General features: G+C 68.8%; 17 protein-coding genes and 1 pseudogene. 4 read left to right on the plus strand and 14 right to left on the minus strand.

The window, feature by feature from the left end; genetic code table 11:
* Positions 1-18 precede the first annotated feature (18 nt).
* On the minus strand, positions 19-1,488 hold the full coding sequence (locus NE236_RS32350) for an amino acid permease (protein ID WP_252846008.1): 1,470 nt from the start codon (positions 1,486-1,488) through the stop codon (positions 19-21).
* Between the two features lie 67 nt (positions 1,489-1,555).
* Positions 1,556-3,454, minus strand: coding sequence for a 1-deoxy-D-xylulose-5-phosphate synthase (dxs, locus tag NE236_RS32355; protein ID WP_252846009.1), 1,899 nt, complete (start codon positions 3,452-3,454; stop codon positions 1,556-1,558).
* A gap of 120 nt (positions 3,455-3,574) precedes the next feature.
* On the opposite strand from dxs, the gene idi reads away from it, so the two are divergent.
* A complete protein-coding gene (gene idi / locus NE236_RS32360) occupies positions 3,575-4,147 on the plus strand; it encodes an isopentenyl-diphosphate Delta-isomerase (protein ID WP_252846010.1) in 573 nt (190 codons plus the stop codon).
* A gap of 122 nt (positions 4,148-4,269) precedes the next feature.
* Here idi and mug read toward each other — a convergent pair whose 3' ends face one another.
* Positions 4,270-4,782 (minus strand): G/U mismatch-specific DNA glycosylase, encoded by a 513-nt coding sequence (mug, locus tag NE236_RS32365; protein ID WP_252846092.1) that lies wholly within the window; start codon positions 4,780-4,782, stop codon positions 4,270-4,272.
* 57 nt (positions 4,783-4,839) lie between these two features.
* Positions 4,840-4,995, minus strand: a complete 156-nt coding sequence (locus NE236_RS32370; RefSeq protein WP_252846011.1) for a hypothetical protein — start codon at positions 4,993-4,995, stop codon at positions 4,840-4,842.
* A gap of 726 nt (positions 4,996-5,721) precedes the next feature.
* On the opposite strand from NE236_RS32370, the gene NE236_RS45285 reads away from it, so the two are divergent.
* A complete protein-coding gene (locus NE236_RS45285) occupies positions 5,722-5,997 on the plus strand; it encodes a ribbon-helix-helix protein, CopG family (RefSeq protein WP_372494466.1) in 276 nt (91 codons plus the stop codon).
* Here the strand turns inward: NE236_RS45285 and NE236_RS45290 are convergent.
* From NE236_RS45290 to NE236_RS32405, 6 genes and pseudogenes are all read right to left on the minus strand, one after another.
* Positions 5,965-6,303, minus strand: a pseudogene (locus NE236_RS45290) (DUF5753 domain-containing protein); the annotation flags it as partial. The gene NE236_RS45285 and the pseudogene NE236_RS45290 sit on opposite strands and share 33 nt — an antisense overlap.
* A gap of 12 nt (positions 6,304-6,315) precedes the next feature.
* Entirely contained in the window at positions 6,316-6,633 is a 318-nt protein-coding gene (locus tag NE236_RS32385; protein ID WP_252846012.1) for a helix-turn-helix domain-containing protein, read from the minus strand.
* 190 nt (positions 6,634-6,823) lie between these two features.
* The gene (locus NE236_RS32390; RefSeq protein ID WP_252846013.1) at positions 6,824-7,282 is read right to left on the minus strand and encodes a hypothetical protein; all 459 of its coding nucleotides are present in this window, start codon (positions 7,280-7,282) and stop codon (positions 6,824-6,826) included.
* Positions 7,283-7,404: 122 nt separating this feature from the next.
* Positions 7,405-8,052: a hypothetical protein gene (locus tag NE236_RS32395; RefSeq protein WP_252846014.1), complete on the minus strand. Its 648-nt coding sequence runs from the start codon at positions 8,050-8,052 to the stop codon at positions 7,405-7,407.
* Positions 8,049-9,476, minus strand: coding sequence for an AAA family ATPase (locus NE236_RS32400; RefSeq protein ID WP_252846015.1), 1,428 nt, complete (start codon positions 9,474-9,476; stop codon positions 8,049-8,051). Before NE236_RS32400 ends, NE236_RS32395 begins: the two co-directional genes overlap by 4 nt.
* A 203-nt stretch (positions 9,477-9,679) precedes the next feature.
* A complete protein-coding gene (locus tag NE236_RS32405; RefSeq protein ID WP_252846016.1) occupies positions 9,680-12,433 on the minus strand; it encodes an aconitate hydratase in 2,754 nt (917 codons plus the stop codon).
* A gap of 273 nt (positions 12,434-12,706) precedes the next feature.
* On the opposite strand from NE236_RS32405, the gene NE236_RS32410 reads away from it, so the two are divergent.
* Entirely contained in the window at positions 12,707-13,303 is a 597-nt protein-coding gene (locus tag NE236_RS32410) for a PadR family transcriptional regulator (RefSeq protein ID WP_252846017.1), read from the plus strand.
* A gap of 36 nt (positions 13,304-13,339) precedes the next feature.
* Positions 13,340-13,843 carry a DUF1707 SHOCT-like domain-containing protein gene (locus NE236_RS32415; protein ID WP_252846018.1) on the plus strand — a complete coding sequence of 168 codons (504 nt, stop codon included), beginning with the start codon at positions 13,340-13,342 and terminating at the stop codon, positions 13,841-13,843.
* Positions 13,844-13,916: 73 nt separating this feature from the next.
* Here NE236_RS32415 and NE236_RS32420 read toward each other — a convergent pair whose 3' ends face one another.
* The 4 genes from NE236_RS32420 to NE236_RS32435 all read right to left on the minus strand — a co-directional run bounded on the left by NE236_RS32420 (position 13,917) and on the right by NE236_RS32435 (position 19,476).
* Positions 13,917-15,905 (minus strand): hypothetical protein, encoded by a 1,989-nt coding sequence (locus tag NE236_RS32420; RefSeq protein WP_252846019.1) that lies wholly within the window; start codon positions 15,903-15,905, stop codon positions 13,917-13,919.
* Positions 15,906-16,143: 238 nt separating this feature from the next.
* Positions 16,144-17,349 (minus strand): ROK family transcriptional regulator, encoded by a 1,206-nt coding sequence (locus NE236_RS32425; RefSeq protein WP_252846020.1) that lies wholly within the window; start codon positions 17,347-17,349, stop codon positions 16,144-16,146.
* A 16-nt stretch (positions 17,350-17,365) separates the two neighbouring features.
* Entirely contained in the window at positions 17,366-18,682 is a 1,317-nt protein-coding gene (locus NE236_RS32430) for a sugar ABC transporter permease (protein WP_252846021.1), read from the minus strand.
* Positions 18,683-18,690: 8 nt separating this feature from the next.
* Entirely contained in the window at positions 18,691-19,476 is a 786-nt protein-coding gene (locus tag NE236_RS32435; RefSeq protein WP_252846022.1) for an ATP-binding cassette domain-containing protein, read from the minus strand.
* Positions 19,477-19,514: the final 38 nt, after the last annotated feature.

Consider the following 19,514-nt stretch of genomic DNA (forward strand, 5'->3'; position numbering starts at 1 on the left):
AGGATCGGCGGGGCCACATCACCGGGATTCGACCGACGATTTACCCGCCCGGCTGTGGCGGTGGCCGTACGTGAAGTAGATGACGAAGCCGATGAGCATCCAGACCACGAACCGGATCCACGTCTCGGCCGGCAGGTTCAGCATGAGGTACACGCAGGCCAGGACGGAGAGGACCGGCACCACGGGCGACCACGGGACGCGGAACGTCCGCGGCAGGTCCGGCCGGGTCCGGCGCAGGATCACCACGCCGATCGAGACGACCACGAACGCGAAGAGGGTGCCGATGTTGACCAGGTCGGCCAGGGCCGACAGCGGGATGAGACCGGCGATGACCGCGACGATGACGCCGATGATGATCGTCATCCGGGCGGGCGTGCCGAACCGCGGGTGGACCTCGGCCAGCCACTGCGGCAGGAGCCCGTCGCGGCTCATCGCGAAGAACACCCGGCTCTGGCCGAGCAGGAGGATCAGCACGACGGTGGTCAGCCCGGCGAGCGCGCCGATGCTGATGAGCGTCGCGTATCCGGAGTGGCCGACCGCCTCGAACGCGTCGGCCAGCGGGGCGTCGATGCTCAGCTGCCGGTAGTTCTGCATTCCGACGACGACGAGGGAGACGGCGACGTACAGCGTGGTGCAGATGGCGAGCGAGGCGATGATCCCGACGGGCAGGTCGCGCTGCGGCTTTTTGGTCTCCTCGGCGGCGGTGGCGACGATGTCGAAGCCGATGAAGGCGAAGAAGACGATCGCGGCGCCCGCGAAGATGCCGGCCCAGCCGTACGTGGACGGGAGGTAGCCGAACAGGACCTGGACGAGCGGCTGCTTCGCGCCGTGCAACTCCGGCGTGGAGACGGCCTTCGGGACGAACGGGTGGTAGTTCGCGCCCTTGATGAAGAACAGTCCGGCGACGATCACGAACAGCACCACCACGAGCTTGATCGACACGATGACGGCGTTCACCCGGGAGGAGATCTTCACGCCGAGGATCAGGATCCCGGTCACGATGAGCACGATCAGCGCCGCCGGGATGTTGAAGGTCGCGTGCTCACCCGCGACGGACGAGGGCAGATCCCAGCCGAGGTCGCCGAGCAGCGTCCTGCCATAGCCGGACCAGCCCACCGCCACGGTCGCCGCCGCGAGGGCCAGCTCCAGGACGAGGTCCCAGCCGATGATCCAGGCGGGCAGCTCGCCGAGCGTCGCGAACGAGAAGGTGTACGCGGAGCCCGCCACCGGCACGGTGGAGGCGAACTCCGCGTAGCACAGCGCGGCGAGCGCGCAGGCGATGCCCGCGGCGACGAAGGACAGCGCGACCGCGGGTCCGGCCTTCTCCTTGGCGACCTCGCCGGTGAGCACGAAGATGCCCGTGCCGATGATCACGCCGACGCCGAAGACGGTCAGATCGAGTGCGCTGAGCTCCCGCCGTAGTCGGTGACCGGGCTCGTCCGTGTCCTGAATGGACTGCTCGACCGATTTAGTGCGGAAGACACTCATCCGACTCCCCCTACAACGTATGGGCCTCCTCTACCCAGCGCTCACAAAAATAACGGGCTCTGAAATCTCAGGACTCAGTGGGTTCGAGCACTTCGTCCCTGGCGGTGGCCGCCGTGATGTCCCGGGCCAGCCCCTGCGGGGTCAGCCCGATGTCGGTGAGGATCTGCGCGCGCTTGGCGTGGTCCAGGAAGCGGTCCGGGATGCCGAACGTACGGACCGGCACGTCGACGTCGGCGTCGCGCAGCGCCCGCGCCACCGCGTCGCCCACGCCGCCGACCCGGCTGTTGTCCTCGACCACCGCGACGAGCCGGTGACCGGCCGCCAGCTTGGGCAGCTCCGGGTCCAGCGGCCTGACCCAGCGGGGGTCCACGACCGTGACGCCGATCCCGTGCGCGTCGATGATCCGGGCCGCCTCGACGGCCACGCCCGCCATCGGGCCCGCCGCGACGATCAGCACGTCACGCTCGCCCGACCGAACGAGGACGTCCATCCCGCCGACCCGGTCGATCGCCGCGACGTCCTCGGCGACCGGTCCCTTCGGGTACCGGACGGCCGTCGGCCCGTCGCCGACGTCGACGGCCTCGCGCAGCAGCTCCGCCAGCCGGGTCTCGTCGCGGGGCGCGGCGACCCGCAGCCCCGGCACCACCTGCAGGATCGACATGTCCCACATGCCGTTGTGGCTCGGCCCGTCGTCGCCCGTGACGCCGGCCCGGTCGAGGACCACGGTGACCGGCAGCCGGTGCAGCGCGACGTCCATGAGCAGCTGGTCGAACGCGCGGTTCAGGAACGTGGCGTACACCGCGACCACCGGGTGCATCCCGCCCAGGGCCAGGCCCGCCGCCGACGTCACCGCGTGCTGCTCGGCGATCCCGACGTCGTACGTGCGGTCCGGGTACGCCTCGGCGAACGCGGCCAGGCCGGTGGGGTGCAGCATCGCCGCCGTGATGGCCACCACGTCGGGGCGCTCGGCGCCCACGGCCACCAGCTCCTCGCTGAACACCTTGGTCCAGGTACGCGAGCTCTTGGCCAGCTTCCGCCCGGTGGCCGCGTCGAAAAGGCCGGGGGCGTGGAAGGCCTCCTCCTCGTCGTTCTCGGCGGGCGCGTAGCCGAAGCCCTTGCGGGTCATGCAGTGCACGATCACCGGCTCGCCGAAGTCCTTGGCCTTGCGCAGCGCGTGCTCCACGGCCTCCTCGTCGTGGCCGTCGATCGGCCCGAGGTACTTCAGGCCCAGATCCTCGAACATGGCCTGCGGCTGCAGGATGTCCTTGATCCCCTTCTTGATGCCGTGCAGCGCCTCGTACGCCATCGGCCCCACCACCGGGGTGCGGGGCACGGTGCGCTTGATGAGGTCCAGGGCGTGCTCGTACCCCCGCGTCATCCGCAGGTCCGCGAGGTGGCTGGCCAGCCCGCCGATCGTCGGGGAGTACGACCGGCCGTTGTCGTTGACCACGATCACGACCTTGCGGTCCCGCCCGGCCGCGATGTTGTTCAGCGCCTCCCAGGCCATGCCGCCGGTCAGCGCGCCGTCGCCGATGAAGGCCACCACGAACCGGTCGCCCTCGCCGCGCAGCTGGTACGCCTTGGCCAGCCCGTCGGCGTACGACAGGGCGGTGGAGGCATGGGAGTTCTCGATCACGTCGTGCTCGGACTCGGCCTGGCTCGGATAGCCGGACAGGCCGCCCGCCTGCCGCAGCGTGCCGAAGTCCTGCCGCCCGGTCAGCAGCTTGTGCACGTACGCCTGGTGGCCCGTGTCGAACAGGACGCGGTCGTGCGGCGAGTCGAAGACGCGGTGCAGGGCGATGGTGAGCTCGACCACTCCGAGGTTGGGGCCGAGGTGACCGCCGTTCTTCGACGTCGACACCGCGGTGACGAGGAAATCTCGTATCTCGCCGGCGAGCTGCGGAAGCTGCTCCGGAGCCAGGCGCTTGAGGTCCTCGGGCCCTCGGATCGACTCAAGAAGGGTCACGCGGGTCATCTCCTCATTTTTTCTGCGGATGCTGATTTTAGTGGCCGCTCGACCATGAGACGCCGAGCCCCTGTGCCGAGTTCACGTGGCGCAGCGTAGCGATCGGATATAAAGGCAGTGATGGATGATGAACGAATCGTGCTGCTGGGCGCCGACGGCCATGCCATCGGCACAGCCCCGAAGGCGTCGAGCCACCACCGCGCCACGCCCCTGCATCTGGCGTTCTCGTGTTACCTCGCGGATTCGGCGGGGCGCATCCTGATCACTCAACGAGCGCACGCGAAGCGAACGTTCCCGTCGGTGTGGACCAACAGCTGCTGCGGCCACCCCGCCCCCGGCGAGGGCCTGCGCGACGCCGTCCGCCGCCGGGTCCGCCTGGAGCTCGGCCTGGAGATCGAGAGCATGACGCTCATCCTCCCGGAGTTCCGCTACCGCGCGACCGCCGCCGACGGCATCGTGGAGAACGAACTGTGCCCGGTGGTCCGCGCCGTCGCCGTCGGCGACGTGCACCCCCACCCGGACGAGACCGCCGCGGCCGGCTGGCGGGACTGGGACACCTGCGTCGCCCTGGTGGACGACCCGTCCGCCTCTCCCTGGTACCGCGAGCAGATGGCCCAGCTCACGCCGCTGGGCAAGCCGGCCGACTGGCCCGCCGCACCCACCTCCCTCCTGCCACCCGCCATCGCCTGGTAGCCGCATCTCGCCATCCCCCGGTGGCCCTGGGAGCGGTGGGCCCGCGAGATCCTCCACAGCGCGTGATCGCCGAGGCTCTTCGTTGTCAGAGCACCGGAAACTCTCGATGGAAGCGCTCGCCCTCATGCCTCCCGCACCCTCCGGAACTCCTCCGCCAGGGCGGCCGGGGTGTAGTGCGCGTTGAGGCCCGACGGGTTCGGCAGGATCCACAGCGCCGCACCGGCGAACCTCTCCTCCTGCGGGCCGATCGCGACCTTCGGCCGTCCGAACGCCGTACGGAACGCGGTCACGCCGAGCACCGCGACGACCAGCGGGCGGTGCTCCGCCACGAACTTCTCCAGCAGCGCACCACCTTCCCGCAGTTCCTCGGCGGTCAGCTCGGCCGCCTGGGCGGTCGCGCGGGCGGCGAGGTTCGTGATCCCGGCGCCGAACGACGGCAGGAGGTGCTGCTCGCTCGGGTGCAGGAGCCGGTCGGTGAAGCCGGAGCGGTGCAGCGCGGGCCAGAACCGGTTGCCCGGCCGCGCGAAGTGCCATCCGGTCGCGGCGGAGTAGAGCCCTGGGTTGATCCCGCAGAACAGCACCCCGCCCGGCGGTGGCACGACGTCCGGGATCGTCCGATCCCGCGCGGCCTCCATATCGGCGGCGGTCGGTCGGCTCGTCACGATGGGACGATATCGCCCCCGCCGGCCCGGTCAGCGGACGACCTCGGCGAGGAACGAGCCGACCTGGTCGGCGAGCTCTTCCGGTGCCTCCTCCGCCATGTGGTGACCGCAGTCGAGGCCGCCGCCGCGCAGGTCGGTCGTCCACGGACGCCAGACGGCCAGCGGGTCGCCGTACAGCTCCTCCATGTCGTCCTTCGTCCCCCACAGCACCAGCGTCGGGCACGAGACCCGGCGGCCCCGGCCCGATCGGCGTCATCGTGGGCCCGGTCGACGCCCAGCCCGGCGCGGTAGTCCTCCATCACCGCGTGCACGGTCGCCGGGTCGTGGATGGCGTTCTGGTAGTCCGCCCACGCCTCGGGCTCCATGTGCTCATCGGTCGACGGCACCCTGCGTCCCCAGGCCCGCCGCTCGTCAAGTCCCGCCGACGGCACGACAGCACGACAGCACGACAGCACGACGGGACGTGACCCGTGGCCGCCGCAGAGGGACAAATGCCGTGTCTCGGCGGCGATTCTGTCGGCTGGGCGGGCGGAATGCTCGGTAAAGGACGTCAGCGGGACCTACGAAAAACGCCGGCGCCCCGCTCCCTAGCTCTGCTCATGGCCGAGGTCGGACAGGATCTCGGGGACGGCGCGAGGTGCCGACCCCCAGAAGGCGCTCGACGTCGGCCCTCTGCCTCCTCGACGCGGTCGGTGTTGTCGACTGCGGCGGACATCCGTTTCTCCCGATGAAATACAGGACGGGCCGCCCCGTGCACGCAAGACGGCCGACGGCGACGGCGACGGCGATCAGAAGTAGCGAGCGCTTGAGCGATATCAACTGTCGGTTGCCGCACGTTTACCCTCTGTATAGCATCACCACTGTGTCGTCGAGTGTCTACAGCGTCCGTCGACACATCCGTACACTACGAGCATGGGGACGGTGACCGTGAGAGTCAGCACAGACACGCGTGACCGCATCGCCGAGCTGGCGCGAGAGGCCGGCAGGCCTATGTCCGCCGTCATCGACGAAGCGATTCGCGACTACGAGCACAAAAAGTTCTTCGAAGACTTCAACCGGCAGGTTGCGGCGACCAGAGCGGACCCCCAGGCGTGGGCTGACTACCAAGCGGAGACGGCCGTCTTCGAGAAGGCCGCTGGCGACGGACTGGAAGCTCAGCAGGATGAACCCGCCGCCCAATGCGACTGAAGTGATCCGTTCAAAGAGCATGATCCGCACCTGAACACAGGGCGACTGCGCCATGCCGATCAGGTGATCGATCTGATCTACCATCACCTTGGCGCTCCCGACCGATCGCCGAAGCACGGACTCGTCGAGGACGAACATCGACATCGGCGGCTTCTCACGGGTGAGGATCGCTTGGCGTTCCATCCGTCCCGCGACACGGGCCTCTTGGATCTCCAGCAGCTCGTTGGGATCCATGACTGCCCGCGCATAGTCCTCAGTCTGCAAGAGACCTGGCACGACTTGAGTCGCGAAGCACCGGATACTGATGGCCTTCGCCTCCTATTGGACGAAACTCTCAAAACTCGGTCGCACAACACGGTGCTGCCCCGCACGGCGTATGGCACCGTAGATGCGATGGAAGAGGCCGTCGTCGCTCTCCCAGCCTTCGGTCTTGAAGTAGGTGTCCAGGTCGAAGGCCATCTGCTCGGGGACGGTCTTGTCGGTCTTCTCCAGCTTGTAGAGCCACTGAGGGGTGCAGCCGAGCGCCGCCGCGAGCTGATTCCTGGAGAGGCCCGCTCGCTGGCGCAGGCGGCACATCTCCCGGCCGAAGTGGTCGCGAAGAGCATCGAGGTCGGTTCCGTCCTGGCTGCTCGACATTTCCTACCCTCCGGCACCGGCCATCTGAGATGGACCGGATTGGTGAACAAGACCTATTTCAGAGGGTAATCGCAAAGTAACAATCTGTCAGGAACTTCGAGGTGATGGCCAGTGCGTTTCGACCGCGCATGTGGCATACCAGGCCGGGGCCAGCGACGCCCCCGGGACGCGAAAAGGGCCGCCCCGCTCCCTAGCTCTGCTCATGGCCGAGGTCGGACAGGACCTCGGGGACGGGGCGGAGGCGCCAGTCCCCTAGAAGGCGTCCGATATCGGCTCGTTCGAGCCGCTGGTCCCCAGCGAGATCGTCGGTGAATCCGTCCCTGCCGGTGGACAGGGCGATTCGAGTGAACGTTTCGGGGCCGGCTGGGTCGTGGTAGCTGAAGTCGCCGAAGTGGGCGATCCAGACGATGCGCTGGAGGTCGGCCGGAAAGATCTCTCGAAGAACGGGCAGGATCGCGTCGGCGACCTTGCCGAAGTCGGCGGTGATGCCCCTGTCGTCGGGATTGCTTTCGAGCTCCGACACCAGGACGGTCGCCTGCCGCACCTCAGAGAGGTACGCCGCGCGCACCAGGCAGTGGGCCGGGCCTAGACGGTGCCGCCAATGGACGATGCCGGTGAATCTCGGGGTGCTGTCGGGGGCGGTGGACATTCGTTCCTTCCGGGCGGCTCATGCAAACGGGCTGCCTCCCCTGGCGGGAGACGGCCCGTCGTCTCGTCGGACTTTGGCGCGTCCCCAACCTCACCGAGACACAACAGCTACCCGAGGGCCATTCAGCCCGAAGACTTCAGCTTCTCTGCGACGACATCGAGATCGGCGGCCATCTTCTTCCACCCGGAAAGTTCACTGACCGGACCGTGACGGTCCAGCCGCTGGAGCAACTGTCGTCGATGCTCGGTGAACCGCTTGGCAACACGTTCGCGACGCCGTCCGGTCGCCCCGGTGGCATTCAGGAGACTCAGCAAGAGCACCTGCTTAGGATCGGGACAGGTCTCTACCTTGCCTCGGGCAGGTAGGCCGAGACCTTCCCGACCTCGCGGATTGCCAGCGACCTGCCGGATCGCCATCTCATCGAGGAGTAGCCAAGCCTCCGTCATCCGTATCGGAATGACCAGGACGGCATGCGCCTGGACACCAGCGGCGTGCATCGCACCGAAGACCTCGGCTCTTCGAGCGTCATAGCCGTCCCTGTCAGCATCGCGATGAACGACGATCACGTCGACAGGGCTACCGAGCAACTCCATACCCGCCCGAAGCCGTGACTCCACGTCCTTGGGAACTTTCCGCAGGAGCGTAAAGTCCGGCTTGCTGAGCCGCACCGGTACACCGCGATCTACAAAGAGCGTTTCGACGATGTCCGCCAGCGGCAGATCAGACGTGCCCTCGGAGACGAAGAGACCGGTGTACAGACGGTTACTCATCCCGCGATCCCCAGAGGTAGCTGAAGCTGGGCTCCTGAAGGAGCCACCAAGTACGCGACCACATCCGCTTCAGAGAATGTCGGCCCTTCCGATGTCGCACGCCAGGAGCCTCTGAAGGGGACCAATGACAGGGCGGCGGTCACCGTTCCGTCCGACGCGCGGTAGGGCCGCGTTTCGGCCAGCAGTAGGTCAGCGGGAGAGCAGAGCTGGACCACACCAGGCGCGTGAGTGTTCACGAGAACCTGCCGAAACGGGTTCTCCGGCCCGGGAGCGTCGGAGGGGTCCACGGCCAGATCTTGTACGAGTTGGACCATGGCCCCCAGGTTGGCGGGATGTATACCATTTTCCGGTTCTTCCATACATATAAGGCCGGTGAACGTCGGATCTTCCAACAATACACAAAGAGCCAGGAAGCGCAGCGTTCCTTCCGACAAAGCCCGAGCAGGCAGGCGCAACCCGCTTCGCTCTTGCAAGAAAACCGTGAAAACCTCTCGAACCTGATCAGGTTCGACATTTAGGCTATCCACCCCGAGTCCGATCAGATCCGACAGCCGATCGGCCACCTGCGCATAGACCGCTTCGGGATCGGTAGGCCGCTCCCCGAACTCGCTTTCGTTCGCGATGCGATAAAGAGTCGAAGCAAGGTGTCGCCCATTCGTAGCCAACGACCGGGGGTCTCCAAAATTGTCCGGCGCCCGCAACGCGGACGGCTCCAGAGCCAGGCGCCGCCAACTTTGCATCTCCCGGCGGGCCGCCAAAATCGTCGGATAGTCATTCGTGGTCACCGTGCTGAGGACCGTACGACCGGCACGCGCCGCCGCCCGGGGTTGCGGGCGACCGAAACTCCCCCCGTCACCATGGACATTGATGACAGTCCCACTGTCCCGCAGCTCGGTCGAGAGGAACGCCCCACCTCGTCGTTGCCCCTGAACAACCGACGTACGGAATTTCTTGGCGCTGTGCGGGAATCTGAGATGCTTGGGCGCGTCACCACGAATGATATGACGTAGTTCTTCACGCTCCAGAGTCAGCCTGCCAACACTGTTCTCGCTTTCTGGCGCGGCATATCCAAGTTCTAGTTCATAGCGCAGGAACGTAGTCGTCGGATTAGCTGGAGCACCCAAATCGTCTTCGACCTCGGCGGGAACGATCATCTCAGCAGCAAGAGATATCTGCCGTTGATGATCCCTATATCCATCCCAGAACAGATCGCGCGGATCACCGCCGCGAAGACCGGATGCCCCACGCACTCGCTGGGATGCCTCGACCAGGGTGTCACTCGCCAGGTAGGAGAGAAACTCGATCGCGTCGAATACGTTCGATTTACCGACGCCGTTGGCGCCAGCTATGCACGTGAACGGCCCAAAATCAACCCGAACATCCAGCAGGTTCTTGAACCCGCTGATCTCCAACCTGGTCAACATGATGCCAGGTTACCGGCCGCGCACCTCTCAAGGCCGGATGGATTGCTCCAACACGGAAATGAACCCCCGGCCCCTCGACAGGTCCCACAATGCGTCCGGCACACCGATCCACCGTGGCGATGTTCGAGGGCCAGGTAGGAGATCGGCTCAATGTCGACGGGCCGCCTCCCCTGTCGGGAAGCGGCCCGTCGTCTCGCCGGGACCTATTTCTTCAGGAGGGAGCGCAGGACGTACTGCATGATGCCGCCGTGGCGGTAGTAGTCCGCCTCGCCCGGCGTGTCGATGCGGACGACCGCCTGGAACTCCTTGTCGCCGGCCTTGACCGTGACCTCGCGCGGCGTGTCGCCGCCGTTCAGCGCCTCGACACCGACGATGTCGAAGGTCTCCTGGCCGGTCAGACCGAGTGACCCGACCGACTCGCCGTCCCTGAACTGCAGCGGCAGGACGCCCATGCCGATCAGGTTGGAGCGGTGGATCCGCTCGAACGACTCGGCGATCACGGCGCGGACGCCGAGGAGGCTGGTCCCCTTGGCCGCCCAGTCACGTGAGGAGCCGGAGCCGTACTCCTTGCCGCCCAGCACGATCAGCGGGGTGTCCTCGGCGGCGTACGCCTGCGCGGCGTCGTAGATGGACAGCTGCTCGCCGTCCTTGACGGTGACGCCGCCCTCGGTGCCGGGGGCCAGGAGGTTGCGCAGCCGGATGTTGGCGAACGTGCCGCGGATCATCACCTCGTGGTTGCCGCGGCGGGAGCCGTACGAGTTGAAGTCCCGTCGCTCGACGCCGTGCTCGGTGAGGTACCTGCCCGCCGGGCTGTCCGGCTTGATGGCGCCGGCCGGGGAGATGTGGTCGGTGGTGACCGAGTCGCCGAGCAGCGCGAGCACCTTGGCGCCGCGGATGTCCGTCACCGGCTCCGGCTTGTCCGCCATGCCGTCGAAGTACGGGGCCTTGCGGGCATAAGTGGAGTCGGGGTCCCACTCGAAGGTGTTGCCGGTCGGGACCGGCAGGGCCTGCCAGCGCTGCTCGCCGGCGAACACGTCGGCGTAGTCGCGGCTGAACATCTCCTGCGCGATGGCCGATTCGACGACCTCCTCGACCTCCTGCGGCGACGGCCAGATGTCCCGGAGGTACACCGGCTGCCCGTCGGAGCCCGTGCCGATCGGGCCGTTCGCGATGTCCACGTCCATGGAGCCGGCGAGGGCGTACGCGACGACGAGCGGCGGCGAGGCCAGGTAGTTCATCTTGACGTCGGGGTTGATCCGGCCCTCGAAGTTACGGTTGCCGGACAGCACCGAGGTGACGGCCAGGTCGTTGTCGTTGACCGCCTTGCTGATCTCCTCCGGCAGCGGGCCGGAGTTGCCGATGCAGGTCGTGCAGCCGTAGCCGACGAGGTTGAAGCCGAGCTTCTCGAGGTACGGGGTGAGGCCCGCGCGGTCGTAGTAGTCCATGACGACCTTGGAACCGGGGGCGAGGGAGGTCTTCACCCACGGCTTGCGGGACAGGCCCTTCTCGACGGCCTTCTTGGCGAGCAGCGCCGCGCCGATCATGACCGACGGGTTCGAGGTGTTGGTGCAGGAGGTGATCGCGGCGATCACGACCGCGCCGTGGTCGAGCTCGAACTCGGCGCCGTCCAGGCTGACGGTGACCGGGTTGCTCGGGCGGCCGGCGGCCGGGTCCGCGGTGCCCTCGTGGGGCTTGTCACCGTTGGAGCCGTGGGAGATCGCCGGCGAGTCCGAGGCCGGGAACGACTCGGCGGACGCCTCGTCGGTCGGGCCCTCCAAGCCGTCCGGCACGTAGTCGCGGACCGCGGTGCGCCAGCTCTGCTTGGCGTCCGACAGCGCGATGCGGTCCTGAGGGCGCTTCGGGCCGGCGATGGACGGGACGACGGTGGACAGGTCCAGCTCGAGGTACTCGGAGTACTCCGCCTCGCGGGACGGGTCGTGCCAGAGGCCCTGCTCCTTGGCGTACGCCTCGACCAGCGCGACCTGCTCGGCCGGGCGGCCGGTGAGCCGCAGGTACTTCACGGTCTCGTCGTCGATCGGGAAGATGGCGCAGGTGGAGCCGAACTCCGGGCTCATGTTGCCGATGGTGGCGCGGTTGGCCAGCGGCACCGCCGGGACGCCCTCGCCGTAGAACTCGACGAACTTGCCGACCACGCCGTGCTTGCGCAGCATCTCGGTGATCGTGAGCACGAGGTCGGTGGCGGTGGTGCCCGCCGGGAGCTCGCCGGTCAGCCTGAACCCGACGACGCGCGGGATGAGCATCGAGATCGGCTGGCCGAGCATGGCGGCCTCGGCCTCGATGCCGCCGACGCCCCAGCCCAGGACGCCCAGGCCGTTCTGCATCGTGGTGTGGGAGTCGGTGCCGACGCAGGTGTCGGGGTAGGCGACGCCCTGGCTGCCGAAGACGACCCTGGCCAGGTGCTCGATGTTCACCTGGTGCACGATGCCGGTGCCCGGCGGGACGACCTTGAAGTTGTCGAAGGCGTTCTGGCCCCACTTGAGGAACTGGTAGCGCTCCTTGTTGCGGCCGTACTCGAACTCGACGTTGCGCTCGAAGGCGTCCTCGCGGCCGAAGACGTCCACCTGGACCGAGTGGTCGATGACCATCTCGGCCGGGTTCAGCGGGTTGATCTTCGCCGCGTCGCCGCCGAGGTCGCGGACGGCCTCCCGCATCGTCGCCAGGTCCACCACGCAGGGAACGCCGGTGAAGTCCTGCATGATCACCCGGGCCGGCGTGAACTGGATCTCCTGGTTGGGCTGGGCGTTCGGGTCCCAGGCCGCAAGCGCGCGGATGTGCTCGCCGGTGACGTTGGCGCCGTCCTCAGTGCGCAGCAGGTTCTCCAGCAGGACCTTCAGGCTGTACGGGAGGCGCGCCGAACCCTCGACGGCATCCAGCCGGAAAATCTCATAGGACGCCTCGCCGACGCGCAGCGTCTGGCGGCTGCCGAAGCTGTTCAAGTCCTCTCCTCCTCTACGCGCTCCCCGAGCGCGGCTACCGCTCGTATGGCGTGCGCGGGGGTTCGTTGGTGGATACGTCAGGATCCTCCCCCAGCCGCCCACGTCCGTGCGCACTGAGGGTCGCCTAACTTCTCCAAAATTTCTCTCGACATCAAGGTATCACGTTTATCTCGACATCAAGGTATCGGCCGGCGCCTTGACAACGAACGCTTCCGATATATCGTTTGAGTATCGCGAACGATCTGAGAGAGATCTCAGAAGGGAGTACCGAACATGCACAACGCGACATTCGACGCCCCGTGGCAGGCATGGGCATCCGACCGGCTTGGTGGCCGGGGCCGGGGCCGTGGCAGGCGCGGAGGCCCCTGGGGTCCCCCCTTCGGTCCGTGGGGCGGCCCGCCGCCCTGGACCGAGGGCCGGTCGAAGGCCCGGCGCGGCGACGTCCGGGCGGCACTGCTGGCGCTGCTCGCCGAGGAGCCGCGCAACGGCTACCAGCTCATCCAGACGATCGAGGAGCGCAGCGGCGGCGAGTGGCGGCCGAGCCCCGGCGCGGTCTACCCGGCGCTGCAGCAGCTCACCGACGAGGGGCTGATCGAGGGCACCGAGGACGACGGCCGGAAGGCCTTCCACCTCACCGAGGCCGGCCGCACCTACGTCGAGCAGCACCCGGACGAGGTCAACGCGCCCTGGGAGGCCATGACCTCCGACGTCCGGGACGACGTGCGGGATCTGTTCAAGACCGCCGCCGGAACCGGCGGGGCCATGATGCAGATCGTCCGAACGGGGTCGGAGGAGCAGGTCGCCCAGGCCAAGGAGATCCTGGCCGAGACCCGGCGCCGCCTCTACCACCTCCTCGCCGAGGACGAGTGACCCGACCGCGGAGCGAGTGAGGAGGGTGAGCGAGTGATGAGCACAGATCAGCTGCGGGTGGGGGACGCGGAGCGGGACGAGGTGGCGTCGGCCCTGCACGAGCACTTCGCGCGGGGCCGGCTGGACCGCGAGGAGCTCGACGGACGGCTGTCGGCGGCACTGTCGGCGAAGACCGTCGGTGACCTCCGGGAGATCACCCGGGACCTGCCGGCCGTACCGGATGCGCCCCTGCCCTCGCTCGCCGTGACGCGAGGTGGGCACCCGTCCGCCGCGCATCGCCCGCACTGGGCCGGGCCGCACGGGACGGGACCGTACGGGGGAGGACCGCCCTGGGCCCGTCATCCGGGGGCGCGGCGGATGGCGTTCCGGGGCCGGCATCCGCGGTTCGGCCCGCCCGCCGGGGTCTTCCTCCTCCTGCTCTTCCTGATCGCGGCCTTCGGCGGCGGATGGCCCGTCTTCCCCCTGTTCGCCGTCGTGTGGGGCGCGATGGCGTTCACCGGGATCCGGCACGCACGCCGGTGGCACCGTTCCACCGGATGAGCCCGCGGCCCGCCGACGGCCGGGGAGCGCTCAAGGGTGGCAGGGCCCGGTCCGGGGCCCTGCCACCCTCGTCTCAGCGGGCCGTGACGGCGAAGTCGTCGAACTGGGCGTTCACGTAGGAGTCGAGCGCCAGGCCGGACAGACCGTGGTCGAAGGTCGCGTCGGTGACGGCGGCGACCTGCCGTCCGTCGATGAACGCGCCGACGGCCGTCCCCTCGAACCGCAGCGCCAGGCGATGCCATCGCCCGGTGCCGAGGGCGTCGGCCGTACCGGTGGCCAGGGTCCGCGTGGTCCCGTCGTTCTGAATGACGTACAGCGACCACACGCCGGTGTCGGCGACCTTCAGGTGGTACCCCTTCCACAGGGTGAGGTTGGGCTTCTTCCGCGGGTCGAGCTGGCCGACCACGCGGCCGAGCAGTTCGGCCGAGCCCGCATGCTCGAGCAGAACGTCGGTCCGCGCCTCATAGTCGGTCCAGGTCGCGTCGCCGACCAGGGTGAGCGGCGCGGGCACCTTCGTCCACTTGATGGGCTGGGTGGTGATGACCTGGCGCAGGCACTTGCCCCGGTGGGAGCCGCGCGAGCACTTCGCCACCTCGAAGGCGCCCTCCATGTCCGAGAAGTACCGGGCGGTGGTCCCCCGCCGGTACCCGTCGAACGACTCCTTGAAGGGCAGCGGCAGGTTCGCCGCCGCCGGGGAGGCGGCGGATCCCTTGGTGCCCCCGCGGAGAGTCGTCAGCGTGTAGACGCGGCCGGGCTCGAGGGTGATCTGGTAGGAGCCGTCCGTGTCCGCCCTCAGGTCGTCGCCGCGGACGAACCACCGGGCCGGATCGGCCGACGAGAGCTCGGTGGACCAGACATGCAGCCGTCCCCGCGAGAGCCCGCCGGTCGGGCTGACCGTGATCGTCTGCGGTGCGGTGGCGGAGGTGGTCTCGACCACCGTCGTGTAGTCGGGCCGCGCGGCCGGCGAACGCAGTGTCACGTACGTGCCGCCGCCGCCGAGGTAGCCGCTGGCGGAGTCGATGTAGCGCCAGCCGGGACGCGCGAACTGCCCGGTCTGGGCGACGGTCCACAGCGTCGGGCCGAGCTCGTAGTGGCCCGACCAGGGCTCGTTGGCGCGCAGGAACCCGCTGCCCGCGTACTGCACCGTCGGATACCAGCCGTACGCGGCCGGCCAGTTGATGAACGCCGTCATGCGCCCGTCGACGTACTCGTGGTTGATCTCGGCCGCGAGCCGTGGGGCGCCGGTCAGGTAGTCGTTCCAGCCCGACTCGCTGGCGAAGATCGGTTTGCCCAGGCCGAGGGCGTCGGCGGAGCTGGAACAGTGGATGGCGGTGCACGGGTAGTGGACGCCGACGACGTCGACGGCCGCGTTGAAGGCCGCGTCGTTCTTCAGGTCGGTGGCGACCTGCCAGCCCGCGTTATCCGCGGCGACCAGCTTGACCCCGCCGTACCCCTCGCGCCCGAGCGCGGCCTTCAGGTCGACGTACCACTGCTTGTCCCAGCCCTTCTCGTTCCAGCCGCCCAGGTAGTCGACGGCCAGGTGGTGCCGCCGGGCGCAGCCGAGCCAGTCGGTCAGATAGGCGATGTTGTCCTGGGACCAGAAGCCGCCCTGGAACCATCCCGGCGCTCCCCATTCGAGGCCGTACAGCTTGATGGCGGGGTTGCGCTTCTTCGCCTCGGTCATCAGCCACCACTCGTACCCGCGGTCGCAGTTCACGTCGCCGGGGGCGCGTGAGTGGCTGGGCTCGGCCCCGTTGCTGGAGTTGGTGTCACTGCCGATCTCGACCTTGAGGATGTCGAGTGAGGCGCCGTACCCGGGTTTGAACAGGTAGTCGAGGATCTGGCGGCGCTGTGGTTCGGGATAGTCGACGATCAGGCGCGACGTCCCGCCGCCACCACTGATGGCGCCGACCCCCTCGTAGACGCGGCCCGGTCCGGCGGCGTCCACGGTGATCTTCTGCGGTTCCGCCTCGGCGGTCGCGGGGACGGTCAGGCCGGTGACCAGCGCCGCCGCGAGGGCGAGCGCCGCCGACGGCCCTCGCCACCTTTTCCAGCGTCTCATCGGACTCCTCTCACTGTCGGCCCCCGAGACTCTGCGTATGGCGACGGCCGGACGCGCCGGCCAAGCGTTCGAGATTTCGAACCGCGTCCGAACAGTGCCGGGACAATGGAAGCCGCACTACGGCGATCACGTCAAGATCGCGACAGTGGGAAGTCCAGGCGGCGAGACGGGAGAGCCCGGGCGGCGAGGCGCGTGAAGACGTAGACGCTCAGGCCGCGAAGCGAGAGGACGCAGAGACTCAGGCGGCGAGGCGGGTGAGGACGCCGATCGGGTCCTCCAGGAGAGGCGCGAAGGCGAGTTCGGCGGCGCCGATGACCTGGGCGTCCGGGCCCAGGGCGGAGACCGCCAGACGTACCTGCTCACGCGGGGCGACCAGGGACGACCGCCTGACGGTGTCCCGTACGACGTCCTCGGTGACGGTGAACAGCTCGCCGAGCGGCCCGCCGAGCACGACCATGTCCGGGTTGAAGGTGTTGACGAGCATGCCGGCGCCGATCCCGAGCCATCGGGCGACCCGTGCGGCCGCCGTCACGGCCTTCGGCTCCCCTGCGGTGACCTGGGCGAGCACCGCGCGGTAGGCCTCCATCCCGCCGTCCTCCGGCCGTCCGGCGGCGCTCAGTAGTGCCTCGACGCCGGCCTCGGTCTCCAGGCAGCCGACGGACCCGCACCGGCACGGCCGTCCCTCCGGGTTCACGCGCAGGTGCCCGATCTCTCCCGCGTACCCGCCGCGACCGCGCAGCGGCCGGCCGCCGACGAGAATGCCGCCGCCGATGCCGATCTCACCGGAGATCACCACGACGTGGTCGTACCCGGCGGCGGCGCCGCGGGAGTGCTCGGCGAGCGCGCCCAGGTCGGCGTCGTTCGCGAGGAAGGCGGGCAGGTCGAGCCGCTCCCCCAGCCGCGCCCCCAGCGGCAGGTCGATCCAGCCGAGGTTCGGGGCGAACCGCAGGAGTCCGTCCTCCTGACGGACCACGCCGGGCACGGACAGGCCGACGCCCACACAGCGGGCGTCGGCCGGTGCTTCGTCACGCAGGCGGCGGCAGGTGTCGACGATGGCGTCGACCGTCGCGTCCAGCTCGCTCCAGTCCCGCCCGGAGTCGGCCTCGACCCGGTCGAGTACGCGGCCGCCGAGTCCGACCCGCGCCACCACCAGGTGCTTCACACCGAGGTCGACGGCGAGGACGTAGGCCGCGTCGGGACACGGCATGACCTCCAGCGAGGGACGGCCGGCCCGCCCCCGAGCGCTCGCGGAGCGCTCGAGGACGAGACCGGCCTCGGCCAGCTCGGCGACCAGGTCGCCGATGGTGCTGCGGTTGAGTCCCATCTCCGCCGTCAGCTCGGCCCGGGACCGGCAGCCGTGCCGGTGCACCTCGGCGAGGATCGTGCCCAGGTTGTGACGGCGTACGTCGTCCTGGGTCGACCCGCGGATGCGCCGGCGCGTCACCGGACCGCCCCGGCGTTCAGCGGCCGGTGGCGGAGCGCCGGCGCCTGGCCAGAGCGTCGATGCTCGCGGCGAGGAGCAGGAATCCACCGGTGATGAGGTAGTTCGCGTACGCCTTGGCACCCAGCAGCCCGAGCCCGTTGTCGATGATCGAGATGACGAGCCCGCCGAGGATGGCGTCGCGCGCCTTGCCCTTGCCGCCGAAGAGGCTGGTGCCGCCGATCACGGCGGCGCCCACCGCGTACAGCAGGGTGTTCCCGGCACCGGCGTCCGGGGTCACCGAGTTCAGTCGGGAGGCGGCCACGATGCCGCTGATCGCCGCCAGCACCGAACCGATCATGAAGACCGACATCCGGATGCTGGTGACGTTGATGCCCGCCCGGCGCGCCGCCTCGGCGTTGCCGCCGACCGCGTACACGTGCCGTCCGTACGGCGTACGGCTGAGGACGAAGGTGCAGATGATCAGCAGGACCGCGACCAGGGGAACACCCCACGGCACGCCGCCGAAGAACGGGGCGAGCGGGGTACGGGCCCGGTTCAGGTTGAGCACGTAGGCGCCGCCGAGCAACGCGATGGCGACGAGGGCGACCTGGACGAGGATGAGGGCGAGAGGCCGTCGCGACAGACCCTTGGCGTTCTGCCGCTGCCAGCGCAGCAGCTGGATCGCGGCGTACCCGAGGGCGCAGACGAGCGCGAGCGTCCAGCCCAGCCAGACCGGCATGTACTTGTTGGCCAGGGCGTAGATGACCTTGTCGTGGACGGGAACGGTCCCGCCCTCGCCGATCAGTTTCAGCGCGATGCCCTGCAGTCCCAGGAACAGCGCGAGGGTCACGACGAACGACGGAATGCGCACGATGGCGACCAGCGCGCCGATGACCGCGCCGATGACCACTCCGGTCACGGCGGCGGCGAGCACGGCCACGACCCAGTTCTGGCCCGCGTCGACGAGGAGCTTGGCCATGACCGCGGCGCACGCGCCGCTGGCCACACCCGCGGACAGGTCGATCTCGCCCAGGAGCAGGATGAACACGAGGCCCATCGCGAGGATCGTCACCGGGAGGGCCTGCACCATGAGGTTGGCGATGTTCCCCTTGCTGAGGAACGTCTCCGGGCGCAGTGCCCAGAACAGGGCGATCAGGACGACCAGGCCGAGGATCGCGGGCAGCGCGCCGAGATCGCCGGACCGCAGCTTGACGACGTAGTTGTTGATCGACGTCGACACCGTCTGCTCGCGGGTGTCGGCGGAGAAGTCCGCGTCGGCGAGGGTCGGTCCCGCCGACTTCGCCGCGTCCCGCGCGGGCTCGACCACGTTGGGTTCGGGGGTTTCGGTGGACATCGTGAACCTCAGATGCTTTCTGCGGCGGTCGAGGGCGCCAGGCCGAGGTCGCCGGACCGCCCGGTGGTGATGAGCTCGACCACCTGGCTGTGCGTGACGTCGGACCGTTTGACGTCGGCGGCGACGCGGCCCAGGTACAGGGCGGTGATCCGGTCGGCCACCTCGAACACGTCGTTCATGTTGTGCGAGATCAGCACGACGCCGTGGCCGGTCTCCGCGAGACGCCGGACGAGGTCGAGGACCTGCCGGGTCTGCGCGACGCCGAGCGCGGCGGTCGGCTCGTCCAGGATCACGACCTTGGACTCCCACAGCACGGCCTTGGCGATCGCCACGGTCTGGCGCTGGCCGCCGGACAGGCTGGCGACCTGCTGGCGGACCGACTTGACGGTGCGCACGGACAGTTTCGCCAGCGTCTCGCGGGCGGCCTGCTCCATGGACGCCTCGTCCAGGACGATGCCCTTCTTGCGCTCGCGGCCGAGGAACATGTTCTGGGCGATGTCCAGGTTGTCGGCCAGCGCGAGGTCCTGGTAAACGATCTCGATGCCGAGCGCGGCGGCGTCACGCGGGCTGCCGATGTTCACCGGCCGGCCATCGAACAGCACCCGGCCGGAATCGGTCGGATGGATGCCGGCGATGCACTTGATCAGCGTGGACTTGCCGGCGCCGTTGTCGCCGACGAGCGCGGACACCTGTCCGGGGTAGACCGCGAAGTCGATGTCGTGGAGCACATGGACGGCCCCGAAGCTCTTGTTGATCCCCACGAGCTCCAGCGTGGGGGTTCCGTTCTCAGACAACGCTCGTACTCCCTCGAAGAGCGAGACGGGGCGCCCGG

Source organism: Actinoallomurus purpureus (assembly GCF_024055795.1).
In the GTDB taxonomy this organism is placed as follows: domain Bacteria; phylum Actinomycetota; class Actinomycetes; order Streptosporangiales; family Streptosporangiaceae; genus Actinoallomurus; species Actinoallomurus purpureus.

What these genes read in the sequence shown, in the direction of transcription:
- NE236_RS32350 (WP_252846008.1), bottom strand. Translation starts at nt 1,488, where the DNA reads ATGAGTGTCTTCCGCACTAAATCGGTCGAGCAGTCCATTCAGGACACG.
- idi (WP_252846010.1), top strand. Translation starts at nt 3,575, where the DNA reads ATGGATGATGAACGAATCGTGCTGCTGGGCGCCGACGGCCATGCCATC.
- mug (WP_252846092.1), bottom strand. Translation starts at nt 4,782, where the DNA reads ATGGAGGCCGCGCGGGATCGGACGATCCCGGACGTCGTGCCACCGCCG.
- NE236_RS32370 (WP_252846011.1), bottom strand. Translation starts at nt 4,995, where the DNA reads ATGGAGGAGCTGTACGGCGACCCGCTGGCCGTCTGGCGTCCGTGGACG.
- NE236_RS45285 (WP_372494466.1), top strand. Translation starts at nt 5,722, where the DNA reads ATGGGGACGGTGACCGTGAGAGTCAGCACAGACACGCGTGACCGCATC.
- NE236_RS32385 (WP_252846012.1), bottom strand. Translation starts at nt 6,633, where the DNA reads ATGTCGAGCAGCCAGGACGGAACCGACCTCGATGCTCTTCGCGACCAC.
- NE236_RS32390 (WP_252846013.1), bottom strand. Translation starts at nt 7,282, where the DNA reads ATGTCCACCGCCCCCGACAGCACCCCGAGATTCACCGGCATCGTCCAT.
- NE236_RS32395 (WP_252846014.1), bottom strand. Translation starts at nt 8,052, where the DNA reads ATGAGTAACCGTCTGTACACCGGTCTCTTCGTCTCCGAGGGCACGTCT.
- NE236_RS32400 (WP_252846015.1), bottom strand. Translation starts at nt 9,476, where the DNA reads ATGTTGACCAGGTTGGAGATCAGCGGGTTCAAGAACCTGCTGGATGTT.
- NE236_RS32410 (WP_252846017.1), top strand. Translation starts at nt 12,707, where the DNA reads ATGCACAACGCGACATTCGACGCCCCGTGGCAGGCATGGGCATCCGAC.
- NE236_RS32415 (WP_252846018.1), top strand. Translation starts at nt 13,340, where the DNA reads ATGAGCACAGATCAGCTGCGGGTGGGGGACGCGGAGCGGGACGAGGTG.
- NE236_RS32420 (WP_252846019.1), bottom strand. Translation starts at nt 15,905, where the DNA reads ATGAGACGCTGGAAAAGGTGGCGAGGGCCGTCGGCGGCGCTCGCCCTC.
- NE236_RS32430 (WP_252846021.1), bottom strand. Translation starts at nt 18,682, where the DNA reads ATGTCCACCGAAACCCCCGAACCCAACGTGGTCGAGCCCGCGCGGGAC.